Below are 23,775 nucleotides of genomic sequence, written 5' to 3'. Positions count from 1 at the left end.
AAGATGTCTGATGAAAGAGATTATGCTAAAGAGGTAAGTGATTGGGTTGATGGAGTGATGGAATACCTTGAGAAGATCGATATCACCGATTCGCCAGTGCTGTCAAATATTGAACGGCTTTCCGAGATGACAAAAGATATGGATGAGGAAGAAATGGATTATGAGGATATGGTCCTGATTGAAGAAGAGATGGCTCGGGTCTACGAGGAAATTGAAGAGCTCGCTAGGGAATTCAATATACAGGAAAGGCAATCGGTACCGATTGGGAAGCATACGCTACCGCCGTTACCTTATGCCTATGATGCGTTGGAGCCGACGATTTCGAGGGAAATCATGTATCTGCACCATGATAAGCATCATCAAGCATATGTCGATGGTCTGAATAAAGCGGAATTGATGATGAAAAAAGCGAGGGAAACGAAAGATTTTTCCTTGTTGAAACATTGGGAAAAGGAAGCAGCTTTTCATGGGTCAGGCCATTATCTCCATACGCTGTTCTGGGAAGAGATGATTCCGGGAGGGGGCGGACAGCCAAGGGGGGATTTACTTAACCAGATTGAGAAGGATTTTGGAAGCTTTGCCGCTTTTAAAAGTCATTTTAGTGAAGCTGCCAAACAAGTAGAAGGTGTTGGCTGGGCAATTTTAGTCTGGGTTCCGCGTGCGCGGCGACTAGAAATACTTCAATCGGAATTGCATATGGTTTTGACCCAGTGGGATACAATCCCAATCCTTGTTCTTGATGTATGGGAACATGCTTATTACCTGCAATATAAAAATAATCGGGCAGCCTATGTGGACAAATGGTGGGACGTTGTAAACTGGCCGAAAACAGCCGTAAGGTTCACCGAAGCGAAAAAGCTTATTTGGAAAAAGCAATAACAGATAAAATATAGTAAAGTTTTTGGAGAAACAAATACAAATACATGAGCTGTAAAGGTACGTTCCAGACTGTAGACAAACTCGATGAATACTCAGTTTGCCTGCAGTTTTTTATTTGAAAAGTTCAGTAGATTTCAGAAATCAGCTCCCTTTCCGCCGACTGTCTGCCAAGCCAAATCAAAGTAAGCACCTTTGTTGTCTCGGGTAGCCGGATTTTCGGCAGTAGTGTCGCAAGTTTCTCAATTCAATGAAGGTTACAGTAAAAAAAGCTCTTTTCGTAAAGATCGTTGTTTTTAAAACGAAACTATTTAAGGTTGATTGGAGCGGAAGTGCGAGACTCCTGCGGGAGCAGCGGGACAGGTGAGACCCCACAGGCGTTTACGCCGAGGAGGCTCACCGCCCGCCCCGCGGAAAGCGAGCATCTGGAGGGGAAATCAACCACACCGCACTACTTAGTAAATAGCAACAAAGTATGCGAAAACAGCTTAAAAAAAACATAAAGACCAGAGCGCTTTATTCGACCCGCAGCACTGTCTTGGGATGTTAACGCAGTTTATCGACCTAAACCACACTTTATTCAACCTACCCAGCACAGTATTCGACCGTTGAGGCACTATATTCGACCGTTCACAAATTTTTTTCGACCTTCACCTTACTATTCGGAATCCGAACAACATTTTGCCGTCAAACTGACACGAGCCGTAAAGGTTCGTTTTTTTTTGCCTGAAATTTTGTATCAAGAATTTTTTAGGGAAATTATGGCAAGGATATGAAGGAGAACCTGCTAATTTAATTTTAAAGCGACTTATGATTCTCATTTGGAAAATATAATTAGATTGAAAGGGAGATGATATCATCTCACGAAATAATGAGCATATGTCTTATTTAAATCCTTGAAATAACATTGGAAATGTGTTAATAATGCTAATTTGAAGTACTATGGGTTTTTAAAAATAATTAATTTATATCAATATAAAAACTGTGACCAATTTGTGAACTTAAAAATTATTAAGGTATATTTATTGACTAGTTTCTATTTAATAATTATTATAAATAGGAGCAGATAAAAAAATAGCTATTGGAGGAATTTATTATGTCATTGATCAATAAACAAGTTGAAGATTTTAAAGTACAAGCTTACCATGCAGGAGAGTTCAAAGAAGTAACACTTGAAGATGTTAAAGGAAAATGGGCAGTATTCTTTTTCTACCCAGCTGACTTCTCTTTCGTATGTCCAACTGAATTAGCTGATCTTCAAGATAACTATGAAACATTCAAGGAAATCGGTTGTGAAGTTTACTCAGTTTCAACAGATACTCATTTCAGCCACAAAGGATGGGCTGATGCTACTGATACAATCGGTAAAATCCAATATCCAATGCTAGCTGACCCAGCAAACGTTTTATCCCGTCAATTCGGTGTATTGATTGAAGAAGATGGTTTGGCTCTTCGTGGAACTTTCATCGTAAATCCAGAAGGACAAATTAAAGCATACGAAGTCAATGATTTAGGAATTGGCCGTAATGCAGAAGAACTTGTAAGAAAAGTACAAGCTGCACAATTCGTAGCGGAACATGGAGATAAAGTTTGCCCTGCAAAATGGACTCCAGGTGAAGATACTCTTGAACCAAGCCTAGACCTTGTAGGTAAACTTTAATTTTTAATATGGGAGGGTCCATTTCTACAGGTAATGGACATACCCAGCATTGATTACGATTACTGGACAAATCGTCCGACATGATCTAATGACAAAAGGCACTTACCTAAAATAAGTGCCTTTTGTTTTTCAAAATAATCAGTTTAGCACGTTATAATCATTCAGCAAGGAGCACAAAAGATGAAAAAAATATATGATTTATTAATTATTGGTGGCGGTCCTGCAGGCCTCTCAGCCGGTGTTTATGCAGGAAGAGCTAAGTTAAAAACAATAATCCTAGAAAAAGGAACTGGCGGCGGACAAGCTGCAACTACGTCGGAAATAGCCAATTATCCTGGTATCCGTCATATATCGGGCCCTAGGTTAGTTGAAGAAATGAAGCTTCAAAACGAAGATTTTGGCGTTGAGTTCGCAAAAGCCGATGTAACGGGCGTGGATTTCTCCGGTGAGGTGAAAGTCGTAAAAACACTTGGCGGGGACTACCATGCACGCGCCGTCATCATTGCAACGGGTGCTTCTCCAAGGACACTAGGATTTCCAGGTGAAGAGGAATTTACCGGCCGCGGTGTAGCTTATTGTTCAACATGTGATGGTGAATTCTTTGAAGGATTGGAAGTTTTCGTTATCGGGGCAGGATATGCAGCTGCTGAAGAAGCTATTTTCCTGACACGCTTTGCAACAAAAGTTACAATCATCGCCCGGGAATCAAGCTTCTCGTGTGCCCCTTCCATTGTTGATAAAGTAATGGCAAATGATAAGATTGAAGTGAAATTCAATACGGAAATCCTTGGGGTATATGGAGACGGGATGATTCAAAGTGCCCGTTTCATCAATAATGCGACTAAAGAAGAATTTGAATATAAGGCGAAGGAAGAAGACAGTACGTTTGGCGTATTCGTTTTCATAGGTTACGAGCCGAAAACAGAGATTTTCAATGGCCATATCGAAATGGATGATGCTGGTTACATTTTAACCGATGATGATATGAAGACTAATGTGAAGGGTGTTTATGCCGCGGGCGACCTAAGGCCAAAATCCTTGCGCCAGATTATCACAGCTGTATCCGACGGAGCGATTGCAGCAACGGATGCCGGTAAATATATTGCAGAAGAAAAAGATCGCCTGGGAATCAAAGATGAACCTGAAGTTGAGAAACCGGCGAAAAAAGAACAGGCAGCAGTCCCGGCAGGCAAAAGCGCTTTATTGAGTGATGCGTTACGTGGCCAATTAAAGGGAATCTTCGGCAAGATGGAGAGTGACGTTACATTAGTGTCCATCGTCGATGAAAGTTTGCCAAAATCAGTTGAATTGCGAGACTTCTTGTTGGATGTTGCGGAATTAGGAGATAAGCTTCATCTTGAGTTATACAACAAAGGTGAAAATGTGGAAATTGAAGAAAAAATCAATGCAGATAAGTTTCCTGTCGTTTCCCTCTTAAATTCGAATGGTGAATACAGTGGCGTCAAATACCACGGTGTACCTGGCGGCCATGAGTTGAATTCCTTCATTTTGGCTATCTATAACCTGGCCGGACCTGGTCAAGCATTGGATTCAACCGTATTGAATTCAATCAAGGGTATCAGTAAAAAAGCGAACATTAAGGTTATGGTTTCATTGGCATGTCACTACTGTCCTGACGTTGTAGTGGGCGCTCAGCGCATAGCGATTGAAAACCCTAACGTTGAAGCTGAAATGGTCGATATAAGCAATTTCCAGGAAATCAAGAAGAAATATAAAGTCATGAGCGTGCCGGCCATGATTATCAATGATGAAGAAGTGGTATTCGGAGCTAAGAAAATTGATGAAATCGCTGCATTATTAGTATGATAGAACACTAAATCGATAGGGGCCCCCTATCGATTTTTTTTATGGGAAATCACTGAGAAAATCGGTAGATAACATGAAGGGTTACATTCTTTTATTCATAACCCTTGTCCCTTTGCATAAACTTGTACAAAAACAAGTAAAGAGACGAGGGGGCACTCATGCGTTTTCCATATAAAGGGTTATCAAGTTTGTGTATCGTCATTCTCCTGTTGTCTTTTATGGCTCCTGTACAAAGCGCCAAAGCAAATGTATCCGTAAGTGCCCATAGTGCGATTTTAATGGATGAGGATAGCGGAAGGGTCATTTATGAAGTGAATGCCCATGAAAAGAACCGTATTGCAAGCATTACGAAAATAATGACGGCTATCTTGGCTATTGAATCGGGACAAATGGATGAAACGGTGAAGGTAAGCAGCAATGCCTTCGGGACGGAGGGCTCTTCACTTTATTTAAAAGTAGGAGAAAAAATTAAGCTCGAAGATTTGGTTTATGGTTTGATGCTTCGTTCAGGTAATGATGCAGCAGTCGCAATCAGCGAAAAGGTTGGCGGAAGCCTGGATGGATTCGTCTGGATGATGAATCAAAAAGCTGAAGAAATCGGTATGAAAAATACCCATTTTTCAAACCCACATGGTTTGGATAATACGAAGAACCATTATTCAACCGCATATGATATGGCCATACTCACTCGTTATGCCATGCAAAATAAAACGTATGCAAAGATTGCCGGCACAAAGGAACACAGAGCACCTAATTCCACTGAACAATGGGATTATGTATGGAAGAACAAAAACCGTTTGCTTACACAACTATATGAGTATTGCACAGGAGGGAAAACAGGGTATACCAAACTAGCAAAACGTACTTTGGTCACGACGGCAACAAAAAACGAACATGACCTGATTGCTGTGACATTGAATGGTCCGGATGATTGGAATGATCATATTCAAATGTACGAATCCGCCTTTAAGGATTATAAGCCGACAGAAATTTTACCCGAAGGCATGGTAAAAAATATGGAAAATGAAATATATAAAGGGCATGTCTACATTAAAAATGATTTTTCGTACCCACTGACAAAAGAAGAGAGAGAATTGGTCAATGTGAAAATGAAATTGCTGAAGCCCCAGAAGGCTTGGAAAGATAAAAGGAAAATCCCGGAAGTGGTCGGCAGAGCATCCATCTATCTCGATGGAAAGAAAATAGGCACTCGTTCGATTTTTTATGGGGAAGCAAAAGAAAGCTTCAAGCAACAATCATTCCAATCTTCTTGGGCTGAGGTATTTGAAGCGGTATTGGGAATCGGACGAAATGGTTAATTACATTTGGTTCGGGATGTTTGTGATCGGTATTGTCTTTGGCATGGTTAATGGGACGATGGAACAGGTGAATGAAGCTCTTTTTGTCAGCGCGAAGGAGGCTGTCACCCTTTGTCTGGGATTGATGAGCATACTTGTTTTTTGGCTCGGTCTGATGAAAATAGCGGAGGAATCGGGGCTGTTAGATAAACTATCCAACTTGTTCAAGCCATTCATGAGATGGCTGTTCCCTGAAGTTCCTCCTAATCATCCCGCTATGGGGTATATACTTTCCAATATGATGGCAAACACATTCGGATTGGGGAATGCAGCTACGCCTCTTGGTATAAAAGCCATGGAACAGCTAAAGAAACTAAATGGAGGAAAAGCAACGGTCAGCCGCTCGATGGTCACTTTTTTAGCAATCAATACCTCAAGCGTAACGTTGATTCCAACTACTGTCATTGCGATCCGCATGAATTACGATGCCCACTCCCCGACGGACATCGTTTTTCCGACCATAATAGCAACGGCCATTTCTGCCGTTGGAGGAATCGCGATAGATCGATATTTTTATTACAGGAGAAAGAGGAACGGGAGGGAATAAGATGTTGCACTGGATGACCACCATTTCAATTTGGATGATACCGATTTTGATTCTCTGTATATTACTCTACGGCACATTGAAAAGAGTTCCCACCTATGAGACCTTCGTTGAGGGGGGGAAAGAAGGAATCAGCATGTCCTTTTCCCTCATCCCTTTCCTGGTAGGGATGCTTGTGGCGATTTCAGTATTTAGGGCATCAGGGGCGTTGGATTTCATTGTACAATCACTGCACCCCTTGCTTTCCTTTCTTCATTTTCCGTCTGAGGTTTTACCCCTTGCGATTATTAGACCAATATCCGGAACAGCCGCTTTAGGAATCACCAGCGACCTGATATCGGTTTATGGACCGGATTCCTTTGTTGGACGTTTGGCTGCCACGATTCAGGGAAGTACAGATACCACCTTCTATGTATTGACCGTTTATTTTGGAGCCGTCGGAATCAAAAAAATGGGTGATGCCCTTAAGGTCGGCCTTTTGGCAGACTTGATCGGAATCATAGCTGCCGTTATTGTCGTCACATTGGTTTTCGGTATGAATTAAAGGAAGGGAAATGGGCGATTCCATTTCTTTTTTTTTGTCTTTTTCTTAAAATTAGCCCTCCATTAATAAGGTGCATTCAAACCTTCATCAAAAGAAACATTTTTTTGTATGGAAAAATAAGCTATGTTACACTCATTATGGAAACCAGCCCATTTAACCGTCCCATTATTGGTGTAATAATAAAAGAAAAGCTCTTAATCGCGAAAAACCTTTTGTTTTTGCCTCTCAATATGTAATAATTGTATGATTGTGTATGTATAGACAATAACAAACGAATGATTATATTATGGGGTGAAGATAGATGGAACGATTACAAAAGGTGATAGCACATGCTGGACTGGCTTCCCGCCGTAAAGCAGAAGAGTTGATTTTAGAAGGTAAGGTAAAAGTGAACGGCAAAGTAGTGAAGGAATTAGGTGTGAAGGTGGGGCCTAATGATAAGGTTGAGGTTAATGAAGTCCCGCTTGAAAAAGAAGCCCCGGTTTATTTCCTATTCTATAAACCGCGCGGCGTCATTTCGGCAGTTTCTGATGATAAGAACAGAAAAGTCGTAACGGACTTTTTCCCTTACATCAATGAACGGATTTATCCAGTTGGCCGCTTGGATTACGATACTTCGGGCTTATTGATTTTAACGAATGACGGAGAATTTGCAAACACGTTAATGCATCCGAAGCATGAAGTGGATAAAGTGTATGTGGCAAAAGTGAAAGGAATGCCTTTGCGTGAAAGCTTGAAAAAGCTGGATAAAGGTATCAAGTTAGAGGATGGCAAGACTGCTCCAGCCAAGACAAGGGTATTGTCTACCGACAAGAAAAAGGAAACAGCCATCGTTGAAATCACAATACATGAAGGCAGGAACAGGCAAGTCCGCCGGATGTTCGAAGCAATTGGCCATCCCGTCATTAAATTGAAGAGGGAACAATATGGTTTCTTGACCTTGGACGGTTTAACAGCAGGGGATTCCCGGGAGCTGACTCCACATGAAGTTAAATTAATGCGGACATTAGCAACGACCGAGCCTAAACAGCGGAGAATGTAGATAAGAACTTTTCCTGTATTGATAGGTTGAAACCACTACCCCATTCCCCTCCTTGAAGAATGGGTGGTGGAAAACAACCTGTAAATACCTTTTCCTTCATGAATCGGGAAAGAATGTCACAAAACCTTCAGAAATGTAAATAAAAAGGACATGTCGTTAAATGGTATAATGGTATGGTTAAATTTAGTGTGGCCTTAGGAGGATCTCTATGGATAAAAAGAAGCGACGCCTAATTAGCAGAACCATCATTCTCCTGCTTTTAGGTGCAGCTTTAGTGTTTGCCCTTTATACGAACTTCACTAAAGATAAGAATGAGAGTCTGAGAAAAGGATCCGATGCACCCAATTTCGTCTTGACTGATATGGAAGGCAAAGAGCATAAACTTTCCGATTACAAGGGAAAAGGCGTCTTCCTGAACTTTTGGGGTACATATTGCAAGCCGTGTGAATATGAAATGCCTTATATGGAAAATCAATATAAAAACTTTAAAGACCAGGGCGTTGAGATATTGGCGGTTAATGTCGGGGAATCTGACTATGCTGTCAATAATTTCATTACAAAGCATGATCTTACCTTTCCTGTCATGATCGATAAAGGTAGGGAAGTGGAAAATGCTTATCGCGTGGATATATTGCCTGTCACCTTTTTGGTTGATAAAGAGGGGAAAGTGATAGATATCATCACCGGAGCTTTGACAGAAGAGAGCATCCAAAAGCATATGGAGAGAATTAAACCATAATATTGGGGAGTTTTTGACATGAAAGAAGTAAAGTGCGATTGTGGTCATGTAAATGCGTTTGGCACAAACATTTGTGGGAAATGCGGTATGGTGCTTGATAACGAAAAAGAAAACAAGCTTATTGATATGAGATATGAAGGAAGTGCCAGGCGTTCACAAACATATAAAAAAACGATCATCGATAAAATATGGAACTTCTTTTCTTCCGTTAAGGTCGGGGTGACGCTCATTGTCATTGCCTTGATCGCTTCAGCTATCGGGACGATTTTACCCCAGGAAATGTACATCCCTTCAACAGCTACGCCTGCAGAGCATTATGAACTGGAATACGGTTGGTTCGGAATGGTGTATTATGAACTCGGGTTTCATAACTTGTATAGTTCATGGTGGTATTTGATTATCATAGGCATGCTGGGCATATCACTATTGATTGCCAGTATCGACCGGTTCTTTCCGTTATATCGATCGTTAAAAAAACAAGGGGTCACACGCCATGACGGGTTCATGAAACGTCAGCGGATTTACGGGGTGACAAAGCTGGAAGACCAAGATATAAACCTTGAAGAAGTAAAGGATAGACTAAAAAGGCAGCGTTATCATATACGTGAGGAAAACGGTCATATACTTGCCGAAAAGGGTCGTTTTTCACGTTGGGGACCCTATGTAAATCATATTGGACTTATCATTTTTTTAATTGGAGCATTATTGCGTTCCGTCCCTGGGATGTATATCGACAAAGTACTTTGGCTGCGTGAAGGCGAGAGAAAAGAAATCCCGGGTACAAATGGTGAATACTACCTCCAGAATAATGAATTTACCTTAGAGGTGTATGACAAAGAGAATGAAGAAGATGAGCAGTACAGTGCTGCAATTGATAAAACCGGTACGATCGCAAAAACCTATCAATCCGATGTTACGCTCTATGAGCGCAAGGGAGAAACCTTACCAGGGGAAAAAGTGGACCTTGAAAAGCTTAAAGATTATAAAATCAAAGTCAACGAACCTTTGAAACATGATCATTATGCTCTCTACCAAGTAGACTATAAACTGGACGAGCTCAGCACGATGGCTTTTAATTTGATAAATAAAAAAACTGAAGAGAAATATGGCAGCTTAAAGGTTGATTTGAACAACCCTCAAAAGAAATACGAGTTGAAAGAAGGATATTCCGTTGACTTGATCAGTTACTTCCCCGATTTCGAGTTCGATGAAAAAGGCGAGCCTAGAACGATATCGAAGATTCCGAATAATCCAGCATTTATCTTTAAAATGCATACTCCGGATAAGCCAGAGGGTGAAGTCAGTTTCGTGGCGATTAAGGAGACTGTGGAGCCTTTAGGGGAAAACACTTATAAAATGGCTTTTAATGGTGTGGAAACCCAAGATGTCACGGCTTTGACCGTCAGGAAGGATTTAACGCTTTGGATCCTATTCACGGGTGGAATCATCTTCATGATCGGCGTTATCCAAGGATCTTATTGGAATCACCGGCGTATATGGATTAAGAGGAAAGATGATGAGATACTTTTGGCCGGCCATACAAACAAAAACTGGCACGGCATTAAAAGAGATATAAAACAAGCGATAGAATCAACATCACTTTCCGAACCAATGGATCAACTTGAAGAGGAGAAATCTTCTAGTAAGGGGGAAGTTTTAAATGGCTGAACTAAGCAGTAACCTTTTATATGCGGCTTTCATTTTATATCTGATCGCTACCTTTTTATTTGGGGGATCGATCAAGGATAAACGCGGAGCGGAGGAAAAGAAACAAAACAAATGGGCTAAGCTGGGCATTTTCATCACCATTATCGGATTTGCAGCGCAAATCGGGTATTTCATCACAAGATGGATTGCTGCCGGCCATGCCCCGGTAAGTAACCTGTTTGAATTTACGACCTTTTTCGGAATGATGCTGGTCGGTGCTTTCATACTAATTTATTTTCTTTATAAAACACCTGCCCTTGGGCTATTCGCTTTGCCGATTGCGTTATTGATAATCGCATATGCAAGTATGTTCCCTACAGAGATTTCGCCACTCATCCCTGCCCTGCAGAGTGATTGGCTTCATATTCATGTAACGACTGCAGCGGCAGGACAGTCAATCCTTGCCATAAGTTTCATTACTGCCATCATTTATTTAATCAAATTCGTCGATCAGACACAATCAAGCAAAAGAACGTTCTGGCTTGAAGCCATCATGTTTACATTAGTCTGCACCCTCGGTTTCGTCATCATCACTTCTTCTTTTGCTGCCATGGATTATAAGGCGAATTTTGATTGGGTCGATAAACATGGTGCCGAGGTCAAACAGGAATTCAACCTGCCGGCATTGGTAGGTCCAAATGAAGGGAAACTTATCGAAACGGATCGGTTTGAACCACTGGTGGACATGCCTGCACTGATCAATGCCAAGAAACTGAATACTGTAATTTGGTCAATCGGTGCGGGACTCGTCCTGTATGGTTTAATAAGGTTGATTGCTCGCAAAAGAGTGGCAGCATTGATTAAACCGATCGTTAAAAATGTGAATTTGAATTTATTGGACGAGATTAGTTATCGTTCGGTTCTTATCGGTTTTCCGATCTTTACACTCGGTGCCCTCATTTTTGCAATGATCTGGGCTCAAGTGGCCTGGACACGATTCTGGGGCTGGGATCCGAAAGAGGTCTGGGCACTGGTTACTTGGTTGTTTTATGCGGCTTTCTTGCATCTGCGCATGTCAAAGGGGTGGCAAGGGGAAAAATCAGCTTGGCTTGCCGTAATCGGTTTTGCCATCATAATGTTTAACCTGATATTCGTAAATCTAGTTATTGCTGGTTTGCATTCATATGCTTGATTCTGTATTGTAATATTTAGAGAAGGGGGTCTTTTGATAGAAACGTCGATGAGTTGGTTTATCGATTTTTCTGGAAAATGATCCCTTTTTTCGTCACTCCCTTTAATAAAACAATATTTCGTTGAAATAGCATTTATGAACTCTTAGTAGCGGTCGAAGTCTTTTTTTGTGACAAAATGGTGAAAGGTTCATGGAACCCATGCGAAATACGCTTTTTATCGTACTTTGTGAGGAAAAAGTATTAGTCATGGAAGTTTTCATTTTGTAGAATATATGAATAGGAGGCTGATACATAATGTATAATGCTATTAAAATTCTCGTGGTGGATGATGAGGAAAGAATCCGCCGGCTGCTAAAGATGTATTTGGAAAGAGAAGAATACATGATCGATGAAGCTGAAAATGGAGATGTTGCTTTAACAAAAGCCCTTGAAAATGATTATGATTTAATTTTATTGGATATTATGATGCCTGGTAAAGATGGAATCGAAGTTTGCCGTGAGTTAAGGGAAAAGAAAACGACACCGATTATCATGCTGACTGCTAAAGGTGAAGAAGTGAACCGCGTTCAAGGGTTCGAAGTGGGGACCGATGATTATATCGTAAAGCCTTTCAGTCCCCGTGAAGTCGTGTTAAGGGTTAAGGCTTTATTACGTCGCTCATCAAGCACAAGTTACATGCAGACGGAAACGACGGCAAAAGATGTGATCGTCTTCCCGCATCTAACCATTGATAATGATGCCCACCGTGTACTTGCGGATAACAAAGAGGTTTCATTAACACCAAAAGAATATGAATTATTATATTTCTTGGCGAAATCCCCAGATAAGGTTTTCGATCGGGAGCAATTGTTAAAAGAAGTGTGGCACTATGAATTCTTTGGAGATCTTCGAACTGTAGACACGCATGTTAAACGCTTACGTGAAAAATTAAACCGCATATCCGAAAACGCAGCCAAGATGATTGTCACCGTTTGGGGTGTAGGTTACAAGTTCGAAGTCGTTAATGACTGATGCTATGGGGCAGTGTTGTAGGGAAGCTATGGGCAACGATCCTATTGCTCGTTTCGTTTGTATTAATCGTTTTAACCGTTCTGCTGGTCGAATTCTTTGAGAATTTCCAAATTGAAAATATTGAAAATGATTTAACCAAAACCGCTGAACAAATCATTAAGGTTACCAATGAACATCAGGGATCCAGCAATGAGGTTTTACAAATAGCTTCGGAACTAATAGGCAACGAAGCGAAAATGATCATTCTAAATGATGACAAAATGATATTCTCATCCACCGGAGGAGATAATGAGTTCGAAATCACACCGGAACTCATAAAAAAAGATTCTGAATTACTGAAGGTTTTTACGGAAAGAAAGACTGTGAAAAAGGAGATGGCGCTTTCCGATGATGCGGGTAACGAGGGATTGTCAGCAATCGTAGTAGGCATTCCACTTGAATTGAATGGGGAACAGGATGAAGTGTTCCTATTTCAATCGTTGGAGTCCATGGAAGAAACCACAAAATCCACTACACAGTTCATTTTATTGGCAGCGGGCATCGCCATTATTTTGACAACGATTTTTGCTTTCTTTTTATCCACAAGAATCAATGCCCCATTGGTGAAGATGAGGGAAGCCGCCCTAGCGATTGCCCGAGGGAAATTTGATACAAAGGTTCCAATTCTGACTCAAGATGAAATCGGTGAGCTGGCCATAGCGTTTAATCAGATGAGGAAGCAGCTGAAATTCAATATGAATGCACTTAGTCAGGAAAAGGAACATCTTTCAAGCATTCTTAGCAGTATGGCAGATGGGGTCATTACCTTCAATAAAGATGGCACAATTCTTGAAACGAATCCGCCCGCGGAAAGGTTTCTGCAATCCTGGTACTTTGAAAAGGGTTATAATCGGGAAGATAATGTGAATGTCCCTTTGGTTTTAATGAATCTTTTTGATGAATCAGAATCCTTCGATAAGGAGAAGGTCGGTGAAATCACCTTGCAGGGCCGTGATTGGGGATTGATCGTCAGTCCGCTATATACAAATGCCGACAATATTCGGGGAGCGGTGGCCATCATACGGGATATGAGTGATGAAAGACGTATGGACAAACTTAGGACTGATTTCATAGCGAATGTCTCCCATGAGTTAAGAACGCCGATTTCAATGTTGCAGGGGTATAGTGAAGCGATTGTAGATGACATTGCGAGCAGTGAAGAGGAAAAGGTGGAAATGGCCCGCATCATCTATGATGAGTCTTTGAGAATGGGACGTTTAGTCAATGATCTGCTCGATCTTGCTAAATTGGAATCGGGTAAAATGAACCTTAGCTATGAATGTGTACCTATTTCTCCTTATTTAAAGAGGATTACAAGTAAGTTTTCCGGGCTGGCTAAAGAAAAAGGGATCACAATATCAGCCAGTCTTGAAGATGATCAAATTCAATGGCATTTCGATCCGGACCGTATTGAACAGGTTTTGACCAATTTAATTGATAATGCGATTCGTCATACTCCTCCAGGAGGTAACATTGATGTCATTCAGAGGACAAGTGATCGAAGGGGTCTGATCATTGATGTGAGGGACTCTGGATCTGGAATTCCCGAAGAAGATCTGCCTTTTGTTTTCGAGAGGTTTTATAAAGCGGATAAAGCAAGGACCCGCGGGCGTTCGGGCACCGGATTGGGTTTGGCAATCGTAAAAAATATAATCAATGCCCATGATGGCTTCATATCGGTAAACAGTTTACCTAATAAAGGTACAACGTTCAGTTTTATCCTGCCTCGAATTATGGAGAATGCTGAATGAATGACGGGTGGCTTGCCAAAAAATCTTGTTTCATAAGGAACTGAGAAGACAAAGGCAATTGGATTTCTTTCCAACTTGTCTTTGTTTTTTTAAGGAAACAGATAAGTCCCGAATCTGTGGAAATTAACGGAATTTTATAATAAGATAAAAGCCGAAGTATGTAACTTTTGTTTAGGTTTGACGACTATATTTATGAACGGATGTGGGGAAATGATGGATTCCGTTTTCCACGATCTTTATGAGAAATATCATCAGGAAATTTATCAATTCATTTTTTATATGACAAAGAATCGAGAAACGGCTGAGGACCTTGTTCAGGAGGTCTATATCCGGGTGATGAAGGCGTATGAACGCTTCGAAGGAAAGAGCAGTGAAAAAACGTGGATGTATTCGATTGCTAGAAATGTGACGATTGATTACTTTCGGAAACAAAAAGGGTGGAAAGACAAAATCTTTCCTAACTTTGATTGGGATAGGCAATTGATAAAAGACAAAGAACCCATTCCCGAAGAAGTGGCTATCATGAACGATGAAATCCAAGATATTTATCAATGCTTAAACCGGTGTACCACGAATCAAAGATCCGTCATCATTTTACGATATATTCAGGGATTGTCCATTACGGAAACTGCTGAAGTATTGAATTGGAGCGAAAGTAAGGTAAAAACAACCCAGCACCGTGCTTTGAAGGCTATTAAAAAGTTGATGGAGGATTTATCAGGAAAGGAGGGCCACCGCATTGAGAAGATCCCGTTGGAAAGAAAGCGAAATTGAAGACTTGCTCCGAGAGCTTCCGAAATTTAAAGATGACCGAACCAAGTCAGAGGTGTTTGCGAGAATACATGATAAAAAGAGAAAGAAACACTGGATACCTCTAATTGCGGGTGTTGCCTCCTTATGCTTAATGGTTGTTTTGGCATCATCGTTAATTATTGAAAAAAAAGGAACGACAAGTCAAGAAGGCAGCGGCAGTAGTGGGAAATTATCTCTATCTGAAAATAAGGAAACGGCAGATCATGAACGGCAGGATGCAAGCAACAAAGAAAATCCTCCAGAAGATAAACAGGATTATCAAGAGTTTTCGAGTAAGCAAGCAAAAATCGAATCCAAAGACGAGGTTTCAGAAATGGAACCCGGAAAAGGGAAAAAGGAAAAAAACTTTGCACAAGCGATCTATCAAGATGACCTAAACAATGCATCGATAATTACGATGGGTATCCCAGATGATCAAATGAATTTCATCGTTCCCGTTTCAATGAAACTCAAACATTATAATCAAAATGATACATTGAAACAGTTAGTTAATCAAATGTCCGATATTAATGAAGAGCGATATGGGCTATCTGACTATTTTCCACTTGATATAAAGATAAGCCAAGGAAACGATACGGCAACTGCTCATATTGATTTTCAAGAAAAAAGCCAACTATTGGATGAAGATACACTTTTTCTCCATTCGATGGAGGTAACGCTTTCCTATAATAATATAGAGAAAATGACATTTTCTACAGATGGTAAGCAAGGTGCGATGTTTGCGCATGCGGGATATTTAAAGGAGGTGGATATACCTCATCAAAAAAATCGCACATACCTGCTTTACCAAAAGGATGAGTCCTCCCCAAGGTTTCTTGTTCCAAGCAATATGGGATATCAGGACTTTGAGGAGGCGCTGCAAGCTGGAAAAGGGGAGGCAGACATCGAGGGAATTTCACCTGCAATCCCGCCTGACCTGAAATGGGAAAGGATAAGCTCTAAAGGAAATCTTGTGATCATTCAATTATCAGATCAAGCTGCTATTGAAAATAGTGAGGAATCCCTTCAAGCTTTAGAAGCCATACTCTTCATAGCTAAGGATTTTGGCTTTGAAAAAGTGAAATTTGAAAATGCTCCTATTGAAGAGGTGGGCCAGCTGAATTTAACTGAAGACATATTGGTGCCCGAAGCACCGAACCAGGTGAATTGATGCAGGAAGCCAAGACTAAATGATGGTACGTTATCAACACCCTGACTATTTGGCAAAAGCCCCTTGCATTAAGAAAAAAGTGCCCGCGCTGACGGGCACTTTTTTTCTTATAATGAAATACGGGCCATAAACGTAATTTCTTCTGTTTCCATTAAAAATTGTTTCATGTTATCTTCCAATGGTAAATCAAAGCTCAAAACCATGATGGCTTCCCCGCCAGCTTCTTTTCGGCCAACCTGCATGGTGGCGATATTCACTCCGTGATCACCCAGGACCTTACCTACGTTACCGATTACACCAGGTTTATCGGTATGCTGGATATAAAGTAAATTCGGTTCTGGATGAAAGTCGATTTTGAAACCATTCAAACTTACAATTCGAGAACCGTAATTTTCGATATAGGTCCCACTGATTGTTAATTCACGGTGGTCACCTTTTACTTTAAGGCTGATCAAATTCGAGTAACCTAAAGAGTCTGTAGAGATTTTTTCACCAACGGTTATGCCACGCTCTTTAGCGATCAACAAGGCATTCACTTCATTGACTGATGCATCGACTCTTGATCTGAAAAATCCAGAGATTAGACTTTTTGTAAGAATCGCTGTATCGAAATCCAATGATTCACCTGCATACGTAACGGAGATCTCCTGAATTCCTTCATTCATGCACTGAGAAGCAATGGATCCCATTTGCTGAACAAGTTGATAGAATGGCTGTACCTTTTCAAACACTTCTTTAGATATGGCTGGAAGGTTGATCGAACTTGAGACTGGATTTCCTTCGAAAAAGGTCAATACTTCTTGGGCAACCTGTACGGCAACATTTAATTGGGCTTCTTTAGTGGAAGCACCCAGATGCGGTGTAGCAATGACGCTATCCAATTCAAGCAGTTTATGGCCAAGTGGAGGTTCTTCGACGAAAACGTCCAGTGCAGCCCCTGCAACATGTCCTTGAACTAACATTTCATATAAATCATCTTCGTCCAGAATACCGCCCCGGGCGCAGTTCAGTACATAAACCCCTTTTTTACAGGTAAGCAGTTTTTCTTTATTGATTAATCCTCTTGTTTCATTCGTAAGTGGTGTATGAACAGTAATGATGTCTGCTTTAGGAAGCAATTCATCTAACGGCAGGGCCGTTACGGACATTTTCTTTGCACGATCGACAGTAAGGAACGGATCATAGACAATGACATCCATGCCGAATACCTTAGCGCGTTTGGCAATTTCCCCTCCGATACGTCCAAAGCCAACTATTCCTAATGTTTTACCACGCAGTTCAGTACCCGTATATGAAGAACGTTTCCACTCCCCATTCTTCAGTGAAGCATGAGCTTGCGGAATGTGGCGCATTAATGAAGCCATCATGGCGAATGTATGTTCAGCTGTTGAAATGGTGTTGCCGTCAGGTGCATTAACCACGACAATCCCGCGTTTTGTCGCCGAGGGGATATCTATGTTATCAACACCGACACCAGCGCGTGCTATAATTTTTAGCTGCGGCATACGGTTCATTAAATCCTCCGAAACCTTCGTAGCACTTCTTACAAGAATTGCATCAATCTGATCAAGTTCGTTTGCAGCTTCCTCTACGGTCTTTTGAATGAGATGAATATTGGATGCCTCAGATAGCGGTCCGAGTCCTTCTGGTTTAATGGCGTCTGCTACTAAAATCCGATACACGTCTAAACACCTTCCTAGGAAAAAATTATCTTAAATTTCAGTTAATTTTACAATTGAAATGCTGAATATGTCAATTTGGCTTAAATGGATGTAAGCGCTTAATAGGATGGTTATCTTCTGATCATCTGTTTAATGTCGCGATATAAATGGCTTCATCAAGGATTGAATAATATAAAAAATAATTTTCAATATTATGAATTTTAATTTTGTGCCTCCACTATTTGTTTTAAGCCATTCACTGTGACGATCGATATTCATCCTGAATGAATCAACTGAGAAAAAAAGTGCTATCAAAAAACAGGTAATTCAGATATAATGGGGAGTATAAAAAATTTTATAGATCTATCTTCGGGGCGGGGCGAAATTCCCCACCGGCGGTGATGAAGGAAATTCCTCTTCTAAGCCCGCGAGCCTTACAAGGCAGGATTTGGTGCGATTCCAAAGCCGACAGTATAGTCTGGATGGGAGAAGATGGAGGTTCCTGATTGCGTTTCAACAGTTATTTGCTGAACGTTTGTTTGATGTAACCTTTAATTTATCCCTTTAATTCTATTGGAATTAAAGGTTTTTTATTGAGCATCAACATATTTTGGAACCCTAACCTCTTTTTCAGGTAGATCGGAAAAGAAGGAGAGAGACCTATGAAAAAGAACAAAGTGAAAAAAACGGTCACACTTGCCATGATGGGAAGCATTTCTTATTTATTGATGCTTTTAAATTTCCCGTTTCCGGGATTCCCGCCTTTTCTCAATGTTGATTTTAGCGACATACCAGCACTGATGGCGGCATTAATTTTCGGACCGATGGCTGGAATTCTAGTCGAGTTCATTAAGAACCTATTGGATTTAGTCATGACAGGGACCTTGACTGCTGTACCTGTGGGGCATATCGCTAACTTTATAGCCGGAATACTGTTTGTCTTGCCGACTTATTATGTATTTCAGAAAATCAATTCAAAAAAAGGGATGACATTCGCTTTACTTGCGGGGACAGTTTCCATGGCAGTATTCATGAGTGTTTTAAACTATTATGTCTTTTTACCGGCTTATACTTTCTTTATGGGATGGGATGCAATGTCGGCACCCGAGTCAAGAAAGCTCGTTACGACGGCAATCTTGCCTTTCAATGTGATAAAAGGCGTACTCATCACATCTGTATTCATGTTGCTGTTCATTAAATTACAGACATGGATCAATAAGCAAACATTATATAAAAATGCTTAATAGCATTGACGATATAAAAAACAACCGATTCGTATTCGGTTGTTTTTTTATGCCTGTTTAATTTTGGTATGGGGAGATGGCAAAAGAAAAGCCATTTTCGATTGAAAATGGCTTGTACGTTATTCGAATTTAAGTGCATCTCCGTCAAATGCCTCATCAGCAACTTTAATAGAATCCGTTGGGCATCCTTCAAATGCATCCATCATGTCATCTATAAGTACATCAGGAATTTCAACGATTCCCTCGTTATCGTCAAGGGTAACAAATGCAATCCCTTCGTCATCGTAATCATATATATCTGGTGCCGCTGCTCCGCAAGCCCCACAAGCTATGCATGTTTCTTTATCCACAATAGTAAATTTAGCCATGAATATAACCCCTCCTAAGTTGATTGACAACTGATAATCTTTTTATTTCAGATTATTATCTCTTTCTTATTGTAAGACCCAATGCCAAACTTTTCAATAGAAATTGTATTGATAATAACTATCATGTAGCACAATGTCAACGGAAAACATCGAAATAATTAACTTGGTTCTTTCCATGATTCGTCATTTAGTCACATAATTTCCCTTGTATTCATTAATAATAACGGCGATTTTTGCAGTTATTTGTTACAATGGGTTTATTGGTTAAATGAAACAAGGATGTGAGTCCCATGAATAATTATCTACAGGCCATCATTCTATATGCGATAAAAAAATTTCAAGGCGAACGCTCCATTTATGCTATATACCATATGCTGCAGGGGAAGAAATCGTCACAAACAATCCAGGATGCCCATTTATTCGGGCTAACGGATATTTTTGGGACAATACCTCGATTTACCCGTCAGCAATTAAATCAAAACATTGAACATTTACTTAAACATGACTTGATTAATTTAACGGATAAACCAGATGCATATGAAATTAGTATGCAAGGAGAGGGAATATTAGTCGATTACTTTAAAAATAATCCTTTTCCGGCGTATATAAATGGTTGGAAGTATCACAATATCACCCCGGTTTTCTGGGGAAGGTTAAACTTACTCATTCAAACCATATCCCATATTGTCCACAATGAAAGACGTTTTTATCCGATACAAAGAAATCCTAAAATCCAATTCTTCGTAAAGGAATTTTTACATGCCAATCGTCAGGATCGAGCGTTGATTGCCCAACACCTATATGATGAATTGATATCCCTTTTAGAAAGTCAAAGTGATATGAAACGAGACATTTTCATTTTGAAAATAACCGGGATTAACAGGATTGGACTTACCTTTGAACAGATTGCAAAAAGGAAAGACGTAGAAGAAGAGTATGTTCGCTTTACTTTCCTTGACTCATTGCATCAAATGCTTGCTGAAATGGAAACGGGAAAGGATTACCCTCTCTTGTCCACATTAACAAATGATTGGAAAAGTAGTGGAAATCCTCATTTGACACAATCTACAAAGACTACTTTACGATACATCCAGGAAGGGAAAAGTCTGGGTGAAATAGCTGAAATCCGCAGATTGAAAGTCAACACCATCGAAGATCACCTCGTAGAAATTGTCTTATCGGACAAGAGTTTTCCGATTTCAGATTATGTGACTATCGAGGATGAGCGGAAAATTGCTGAAGCAATTAAGGAACTTGGAACGAAAAAGCTTAAAGCAATCAAGCAGATGGTCGATAATAAACAGATAAGCTTTTTCCAAATAAGACTTGTACTTGCGAAAATAGGTGAGTGATGATGAATATAGAACGAGTCCTCAAAGAAAAATTCGGTTTTGATGAATTCCGTCCTGGACAAAAGGAAGTGGTTGAATCATTGATGTCCGGCAATCATACCTTAGCGATGCTACCGACCGGATCAGGTAAATCATTATGTTACCAGCTGCCGGCTTATCTTTTTAATAAGACTGTCCTAATTGTCTCCCCGTTATTATCATTAATGCAGGATCAGGCAGATCAACTGAAGATGAGTGGCGAAAAAAGTGTATTGACCCTCAACTCTTTTTTGACATTAAATCAAAAAAGGAAAGCTTTCGACCGGTTGCATAGTTATCGTTTTATCTTTTTATCTCCTGAAATGCTAAGCTTGGATGGTGTGATAAAATCCTTGAAATCCATAGATATAGGCTTGTTCGTCATAGATGAAGCACACTGCATCTCACAATGGGGGTATGATTTCCGTCCGGATTATTTGAATTTAGGAGAAGTGAGGCGTGAATTGAGCAATCCGTTGACTCTTGCCCTGACAGCAACTGCAACCGATGAGGTCCGGAGGGACATCGTTGGTAAACTCAATATTGAGCCGGTCAATGAAACGGTCTCTTCTGTTGATCGGGAAAATATTGCAATTATTGTCGAGCGAATGTTCAGCTACGATGAGAAGCTAGCACGTGTGCTGGAGCTTGTCAGGAAATTTACCGGAAGCGGGATTATTTATTTTTCCTCTAAAAAAGTGGCAGAATATGTCACAGGGTTTTTACAGGAAAACGGGATCGATAGTGTCAATTATTATCACGGTGGAATGGAACAGGAACAAAGGTTGCTCATTCAGCAGCAATTCATTTCCGGCCAGTTAAAGATTATATGTGCAACAAGTGCTTTTGGAATGGGTGTGAATAAATCCGATGTCAGATATGTTATCCATTTTCATATCCCATCGACGATGGAATCATATCTTCAAGAGATAGGCAGGGCGGGACGGGATCGGAAGCAAAGTGTGGCTGTCTTATTATATAGCGAAGGGGATGAAGGGCTTCCGCTGCATTTGATGGAGCAACAGTTGCCTTCGGATTCGCAAATCGATGGTGTATGTTCTTTCCTTAATGCATCACAAAAGATGCCGGGGAATTTGACCCTCTCAGAAAAAGAACAGCTATCTCAATCCTTTTCGTTAAACGAAGTCCAGCTGCGTTTTTTTACCCAGTTTATTACGGGCAATAACCAGAATCAAGTGGCTGAGATGAAAGAGTATTGTCAAAAGAGGAAATCCAGGAATCAAGAAAAACTGCATAAATTCCTGCACTGGATCTATGCACCGGAATGTCGACGTTTAGGAATACTGGACTACTTTGGAGAAGAGCATCGGGAAGTGAATCCCATCTGCTGTGATATTTGCGGGATGGATACCGAAAAAATGGTTGATGTATGGCCGGAAGTCAAGGTGGATCCGGTTAATTCCTTTTCCTCGTGGAAAAAGGAATTGGCTTATATCTTATTAAAGAAGGAAAATGGCAATGAAAAATAAGCAAGCTGAAATGATTAAACAACTTACAGATAAACAGTTGCTATATAATTTGTTTCTTACACAAATTATTCTCTTAACGTTAGCCATCTTTTTAGGTATTATTTTATTTAAAGACCGTTCTGCCTTTTTCGACTTATTTATCTATGATGACCTGAACATTTTGCTGATTGGAATTCCCGCAGGAGTCATTGTCGTGCTATTAGACTTATTGCTTATGAAAGTGACACCCTCTTCCTATCAGGATGATGGTGGTATTAACGAACGCATTTTCAGTAATTTGTCATACCCGATGATTTTTGTCGTAGCTTTAGTGGTAGCGATAAGCGAAGAATTATTATTCCGTGGAGTGCTGCAAACACATTTTGGTTTGCTTCTTACGAGCCTCATTTTTGCAGCCGTTCATTATCGTTACCTTTTTAATTGGTTTTTATTTTTAAATGTTTTGGTTTTGAGCTTCTTTATCGGTTTTCTATTTGAAATGACTAATAATATCATCGTGACGATTACGGCCCACTTTTTGATTGACTTTATCCTTGGTATTTTAATCAGGAACAAAAAGCAAAGAGGGTTGAGCAAGAAAGGGGGTGACTTGAATGAGCCGGGTACAAAAGAATGAAAAAGAAAATGATCAGGCTGGTGAACTTCGTTCGCGAATTGAACGTCAGAAGGCTAAATCATCATTGCCCAAGCGCAGCAAAGTCCACCAGAATAAAAAGAAAAAAAGTAAAGCGAAGATTAAGTTCCCAATGATACAATTATTAGCGTTATTTTTTATTTTGCTTCCAATTGGATTTTATACCCTTTATACATATCTGCAGGATAGGCCTGTACCTGTTACGAAAAATGACCAAGTCGTCTTAAAAGAGGAAGATAAAGAATCGATTCCTACTACAGCAACGGCAGAAGATTTAAAGGGAAAAGAGTCGGCAAAGGCTGACGAGGAGAAGGAAAAAGAAGAAGCAGAGACTAAAGCCAAAGCGAAGCAAGAAGCTGAAGAAAAGGCCAAAGCGAAGCAAGAAGCTGAAGAAAAGGCCAAAGCGGAGCAAGAAGCTGAGGAAAAAGCAAGAGCAAAGCAAGAAGCTGAGGAAAAGGCCAAAGCGGAGCAAGAGGCTGAAGAAAAAGCCAAAGCACAGCAAATAGCTGACGAAAAAGCAAAAAAGGCAGCAGCAGATAAGAAAAAATCTGCCGAAAATGTTCAAGCCGCGAAAACGGATAAAGAGGGATACAAAGTTGTCTTACATACTGTTCAAGGTCAAGAAACATTATTTCGCATTTCCATGAACTACTACAAATCCCAGGAAGGGATTGCTCTGATCAAGGAGTGGAATGGGCTGAATGGCAATGAAATTTCCAAAGGTCAAGTATTGAAAATTCCGATCAAGAAATAACGATGGCACTCTGTCTTTATAGGCAGGGTGTTTTTAAAATTGCTTGACATGGCCCGGTAT

The 23,775-nt window shown here is 40.4% G+C and carries 21 protein-coding genes and 1 riboswitch; of the genes, 19 read left to right on the top strand and 2 right to left on the bottom strand.

Annotated features, from left to right (window positions below; all coding sequences use genetic code 11):
- Positions 1-3: 3 nt before the first annotated feature.
- From ABOA58_RS17465 to ABOA58_RS17400, 14 genes are all read left to right on the top strand, one after another.
- Complete coding sequence (locus ABOA58_RS17465) at positions 4-879, top strand: superoxide dismutase (protein ID WP_350299396.1); 876 nt, start codon at positions 4-6, stop codon at positions 877-879.
- 1,093 nt (positions 880-1,972) lie between these two features.
- On the top strand, positions 1,973-2,536 hold the full coding sequence (gene ahpC / locus ABOA58_RS17460; RefSeq protein ID WP_034308115.1) for an alkyl hydroperoxide reductase subunit C: 564 nt from the start codon (positions 1,973-1,975) through the stop codon (positions 2,534-2,536).
- A 180-nt stretch (positions 2,537-2,716) separates the two neighbouring features.
- Complete coding sequence (locus ABOA58_RS17455) at positions 2,717-4,363, top strand: FAD-dependent oxidoreductase (protein ID WP_350299395.1); 1,647 nt, start codon at positions 2,717-2,719, stop codon at positions 4,361-4,363.
- 158 nt (positions 4,364-4,521) lie between these two features.
- Complete coding sequence (locus ABOA58_RS17450) at positions 4,522-5,682, top strand: D-alanyl-D-alanine carboxypeptidase family protein (RefSeq protein ID WP_350299394.1); 1,161 nt, start codon at positions 4,522-4,524, stop codon at positions 5,680-5,682.
- Positions 5,675-6,268: a nucleoside recognition domain-containing protein gene (locus ABOA58_RS17445; protein WP_101222457.1), complete on the top strand. Its 594-nt coding sequence runs from the start codon at positions 5,675-5,677 to the stop codon at positions 6,266-6,268. Before ABOA58_RS17450 ends, ABOA58_RS17445 begins: the two co-directional genes overlap by 8 nt.
- 13 nt (positions 6,269-6,281) lie before the next feature.
- Entirely contained in the window at positions 6,282-6,809 is a 528-nt protein-coding gene (locus tag ABOA58_RS17440; protein WP_396020129.1) for a spore maturation protein, read from the top strand.
- A gap of 301 nt (positions 6,810-7,110) precedes the next feature.
- A complete protein-coding gene (gene rluB, locus ABOA58_RS17435; RefSeq protein ID WP_034308106.1) occupies positions 7,111-7,851 on the top strand; it encodes a 23S rRNA pseudouridine(2605) synthase RluB in 741 nt (246 codons plus the stop codon).
- Between the two features lie 208 nt (positions 7,852-8,059).
- Positions 8,060-8,590 (top strand): thiol-disulfide oxidoreductase ResA, encoded by a 531-nt coding sequence (resA, locus tag ABOA58_RS17430; protein WP_144478468.1) that lies wholly within the window; start codon positions 8,060-8,062, stop codon positions 8,588-8,590.
- An 18-nt stretch (positions 8,591-8,608) separates the two neighbouring features.
- Entirely contained in the window at positions 8,609-10,258 is a 1,650-nt protein-coding gene (gene resB / locus ABOA58_RS17425) for a cytochrome c biogenesis protein ResB (protein ID WP_350299393.1), read from the top strand.
- Positions 10,251-11,429 (top strand): c-type cytochrome biogenesis protein CcsB, encoded by a 1,179-nt coding sequence (gene ccsB / locus ABOA58_RS17420; RefSeq protein ID WP_350299392.1) that lies wholly within the window; start codon positions 10,251-10,253, stop codon positions 11,427-11,429. The genes resB and ccsB overlap by 8 nt, the downstream gene beginning before the upstream one ends.
- Before the next feature lie 295 nt (positions 11,430-11,724).
- Positions 11,725-12,441, top strand: a complete 717-nt coding sequence (locus ABOA58_RS17415; RefSeq protein ID WP_101222452.1) for a response regulator — start codon at positions 11,725-11,727, stop codon at positions 12,439-12,441.
- Positions 12,438-14,231 carry an ATP-binding protein gene (locus ABOA58_RS17410; RefSeq protein WP_350302907.1) on the top strand — a complete coding sequence of 598 codons (1,794 nt, stop codon included), beginning with the start codon at positions 12,438-12,440 and terminating at the stop codon, positions 14,229-14,231. The genes ABOA58_RS17415 and ABOA58_RS17410 overlap by 4 nt, the downstream gene beginning before the upstream one ends.
- A gap of 213 nt (positions 14,232-14,444) precedes the next feature.
- Complete coding sequence (gene sigX, locus ABOA58_RS17405) at positions 14,445-15,005, top strand: RNA polymerase sigma factor SigX (protein ID WP_098370848.1); 561 nt, start codon at positions 14,445-14,447, stop codon at positions 15,003-15,005.
- Complete coding sequence (locus ABOA58_RS17400; RefSeq protein WP_350299391.1) at positions 14,971-16,194, top strand: hypothetical protein; 1,224 nt, start codon at positions 14,971-14,973, stop codon at positions 16,192-16,194. The genes sigX and ABOA58_RS17400 overlap by 35 nt, the downstream gene beginning before the upstream one ends.
- A gap of 107 nt (positions 16,195-16,301) precedes the next feature.
- Here ABOA58_RS17400 and serA read toward each other — a convergent pair whose 3' ends face one another.
- Positions 16,302-17,876 (bottom strand): phosphoglycerate dehydrogenase, encoded by a 1,575-nt coding sequence (gene serA, locus ABOA58_RS17395; protein ID WP_350299390.1) that lies wholly within the window; start codon positions 17,874-17,876, stop codon positions 16,302-16,304.
- A gap of 340 nt (positions 17,877-18,216) precedes the next feature.
- A riboswitch (FMN riboswitch) is annotated at positions 18,217-18,353 on the top strand.
- A gap of 164 nt (positions 18,354-18,517) precedes the next feature.
- Between serA and ABOA58_RS17390 the strand changes: the two genes are divergently transcribed.
- A complete protein-coding gene (locus ABOA58_RS17390; protein WP_101222448.1) occupies positions 18,518-19,099 on the top strand; it encodes an ECF transporter S component in 582 nt (193 codons plus the stop codon).
- A gap of 119 nt (positions 19,100-19,218) precedes the next feature.
- Here ABOA58_RS17390 and ABOA58_RS17385 read toward each other — a convergent pair whose 3' ends face one another.
- The gene (locus ABOA58_RS17385; protein ID WP_034308087.1) at positions 19,219-19,467 is read right to left on the bottom strand and encodes a ferredoxin; all 249 of its coding nucleotides are present in this window, start codon (positions 19,465-19,467) and stop codon (positions 19,219-19,221) included.
- Between the two features lie 290 nt (positions 19,468-19,757).
- Between ABOA58_RS17385 and ABOA58_RS17380 the strand changes: the two genes are divergently transcribed.
- The 4 genes from ABOA58_RS17380 to ABOA58_RS17365 are packed head-to-tail and all read left to right on the top strand — an operon-like array spanning position 19,758 to position 23,715.
- The gene (locus ABOA58_RS17380; protein ID WP_350299389.1) at positions 19,758-20,819 is read left to right on the top strand and encodes a helix-turn-helix domain-containing protein; all 1,062 of its coding nucleotides are present in this window, start codon (positions 19,758-19,760) and stop codon (positions 20,817-20,819) included.
- A gap of 2 nt (positions 20,820-20,821) precedes the next feature.
- Entirely contained in the window at positions 20,822-22,327 is a 1,506-nt protein-coding gene (locus ABOA58_RS17375) for a RecQ family ATP-dependent DNA helicase (protein WP_350299388.1), read from the top strand.
- A complete protein-coding gene (locus tag ABOA58_RS17370) occupies positions 22,317-22,943 on the top strand; it encodes a CPBP family intramembrane glutamic endopeptidase (protein WP_350299387.1) in 627 nt (208 codons plus the stop codon). The genes ABOA58_RS17375 and ABOA58_RS17370 overlap by 11 nt, the downstream gene beginning before the upstream one ends.
- A complete protein-coding gene (locus ABOA58_RS17365; RefSeq protein ID WP_350299386.1) occupies positions 22,921-23,715 on the top strand; it encodes a LysM peptidoglycan-binding domain-containing protein in 795 nt (264 codons plus the stop codon). Before ABOA58_RS17370 ends, ABOA58_RS17365 begins: the two co-directional genes overlap by 23 nt.
- The last annotated feature ends 60 nt before the right edge of the window (positions 23,716-23,775 follow it).

Source organism: Peribacillus frigoritolerans, from assembly GCF_040250305.1.
Lineage (GTDB): Bacteria > Bacillota > Bacilli > Bacillales > DSM-1321 > Peribacillus.
Note: the sequence above shows the minus strand (reverse complement) of the source record. Positions and strands in the feature narration are given on the sequence as shown.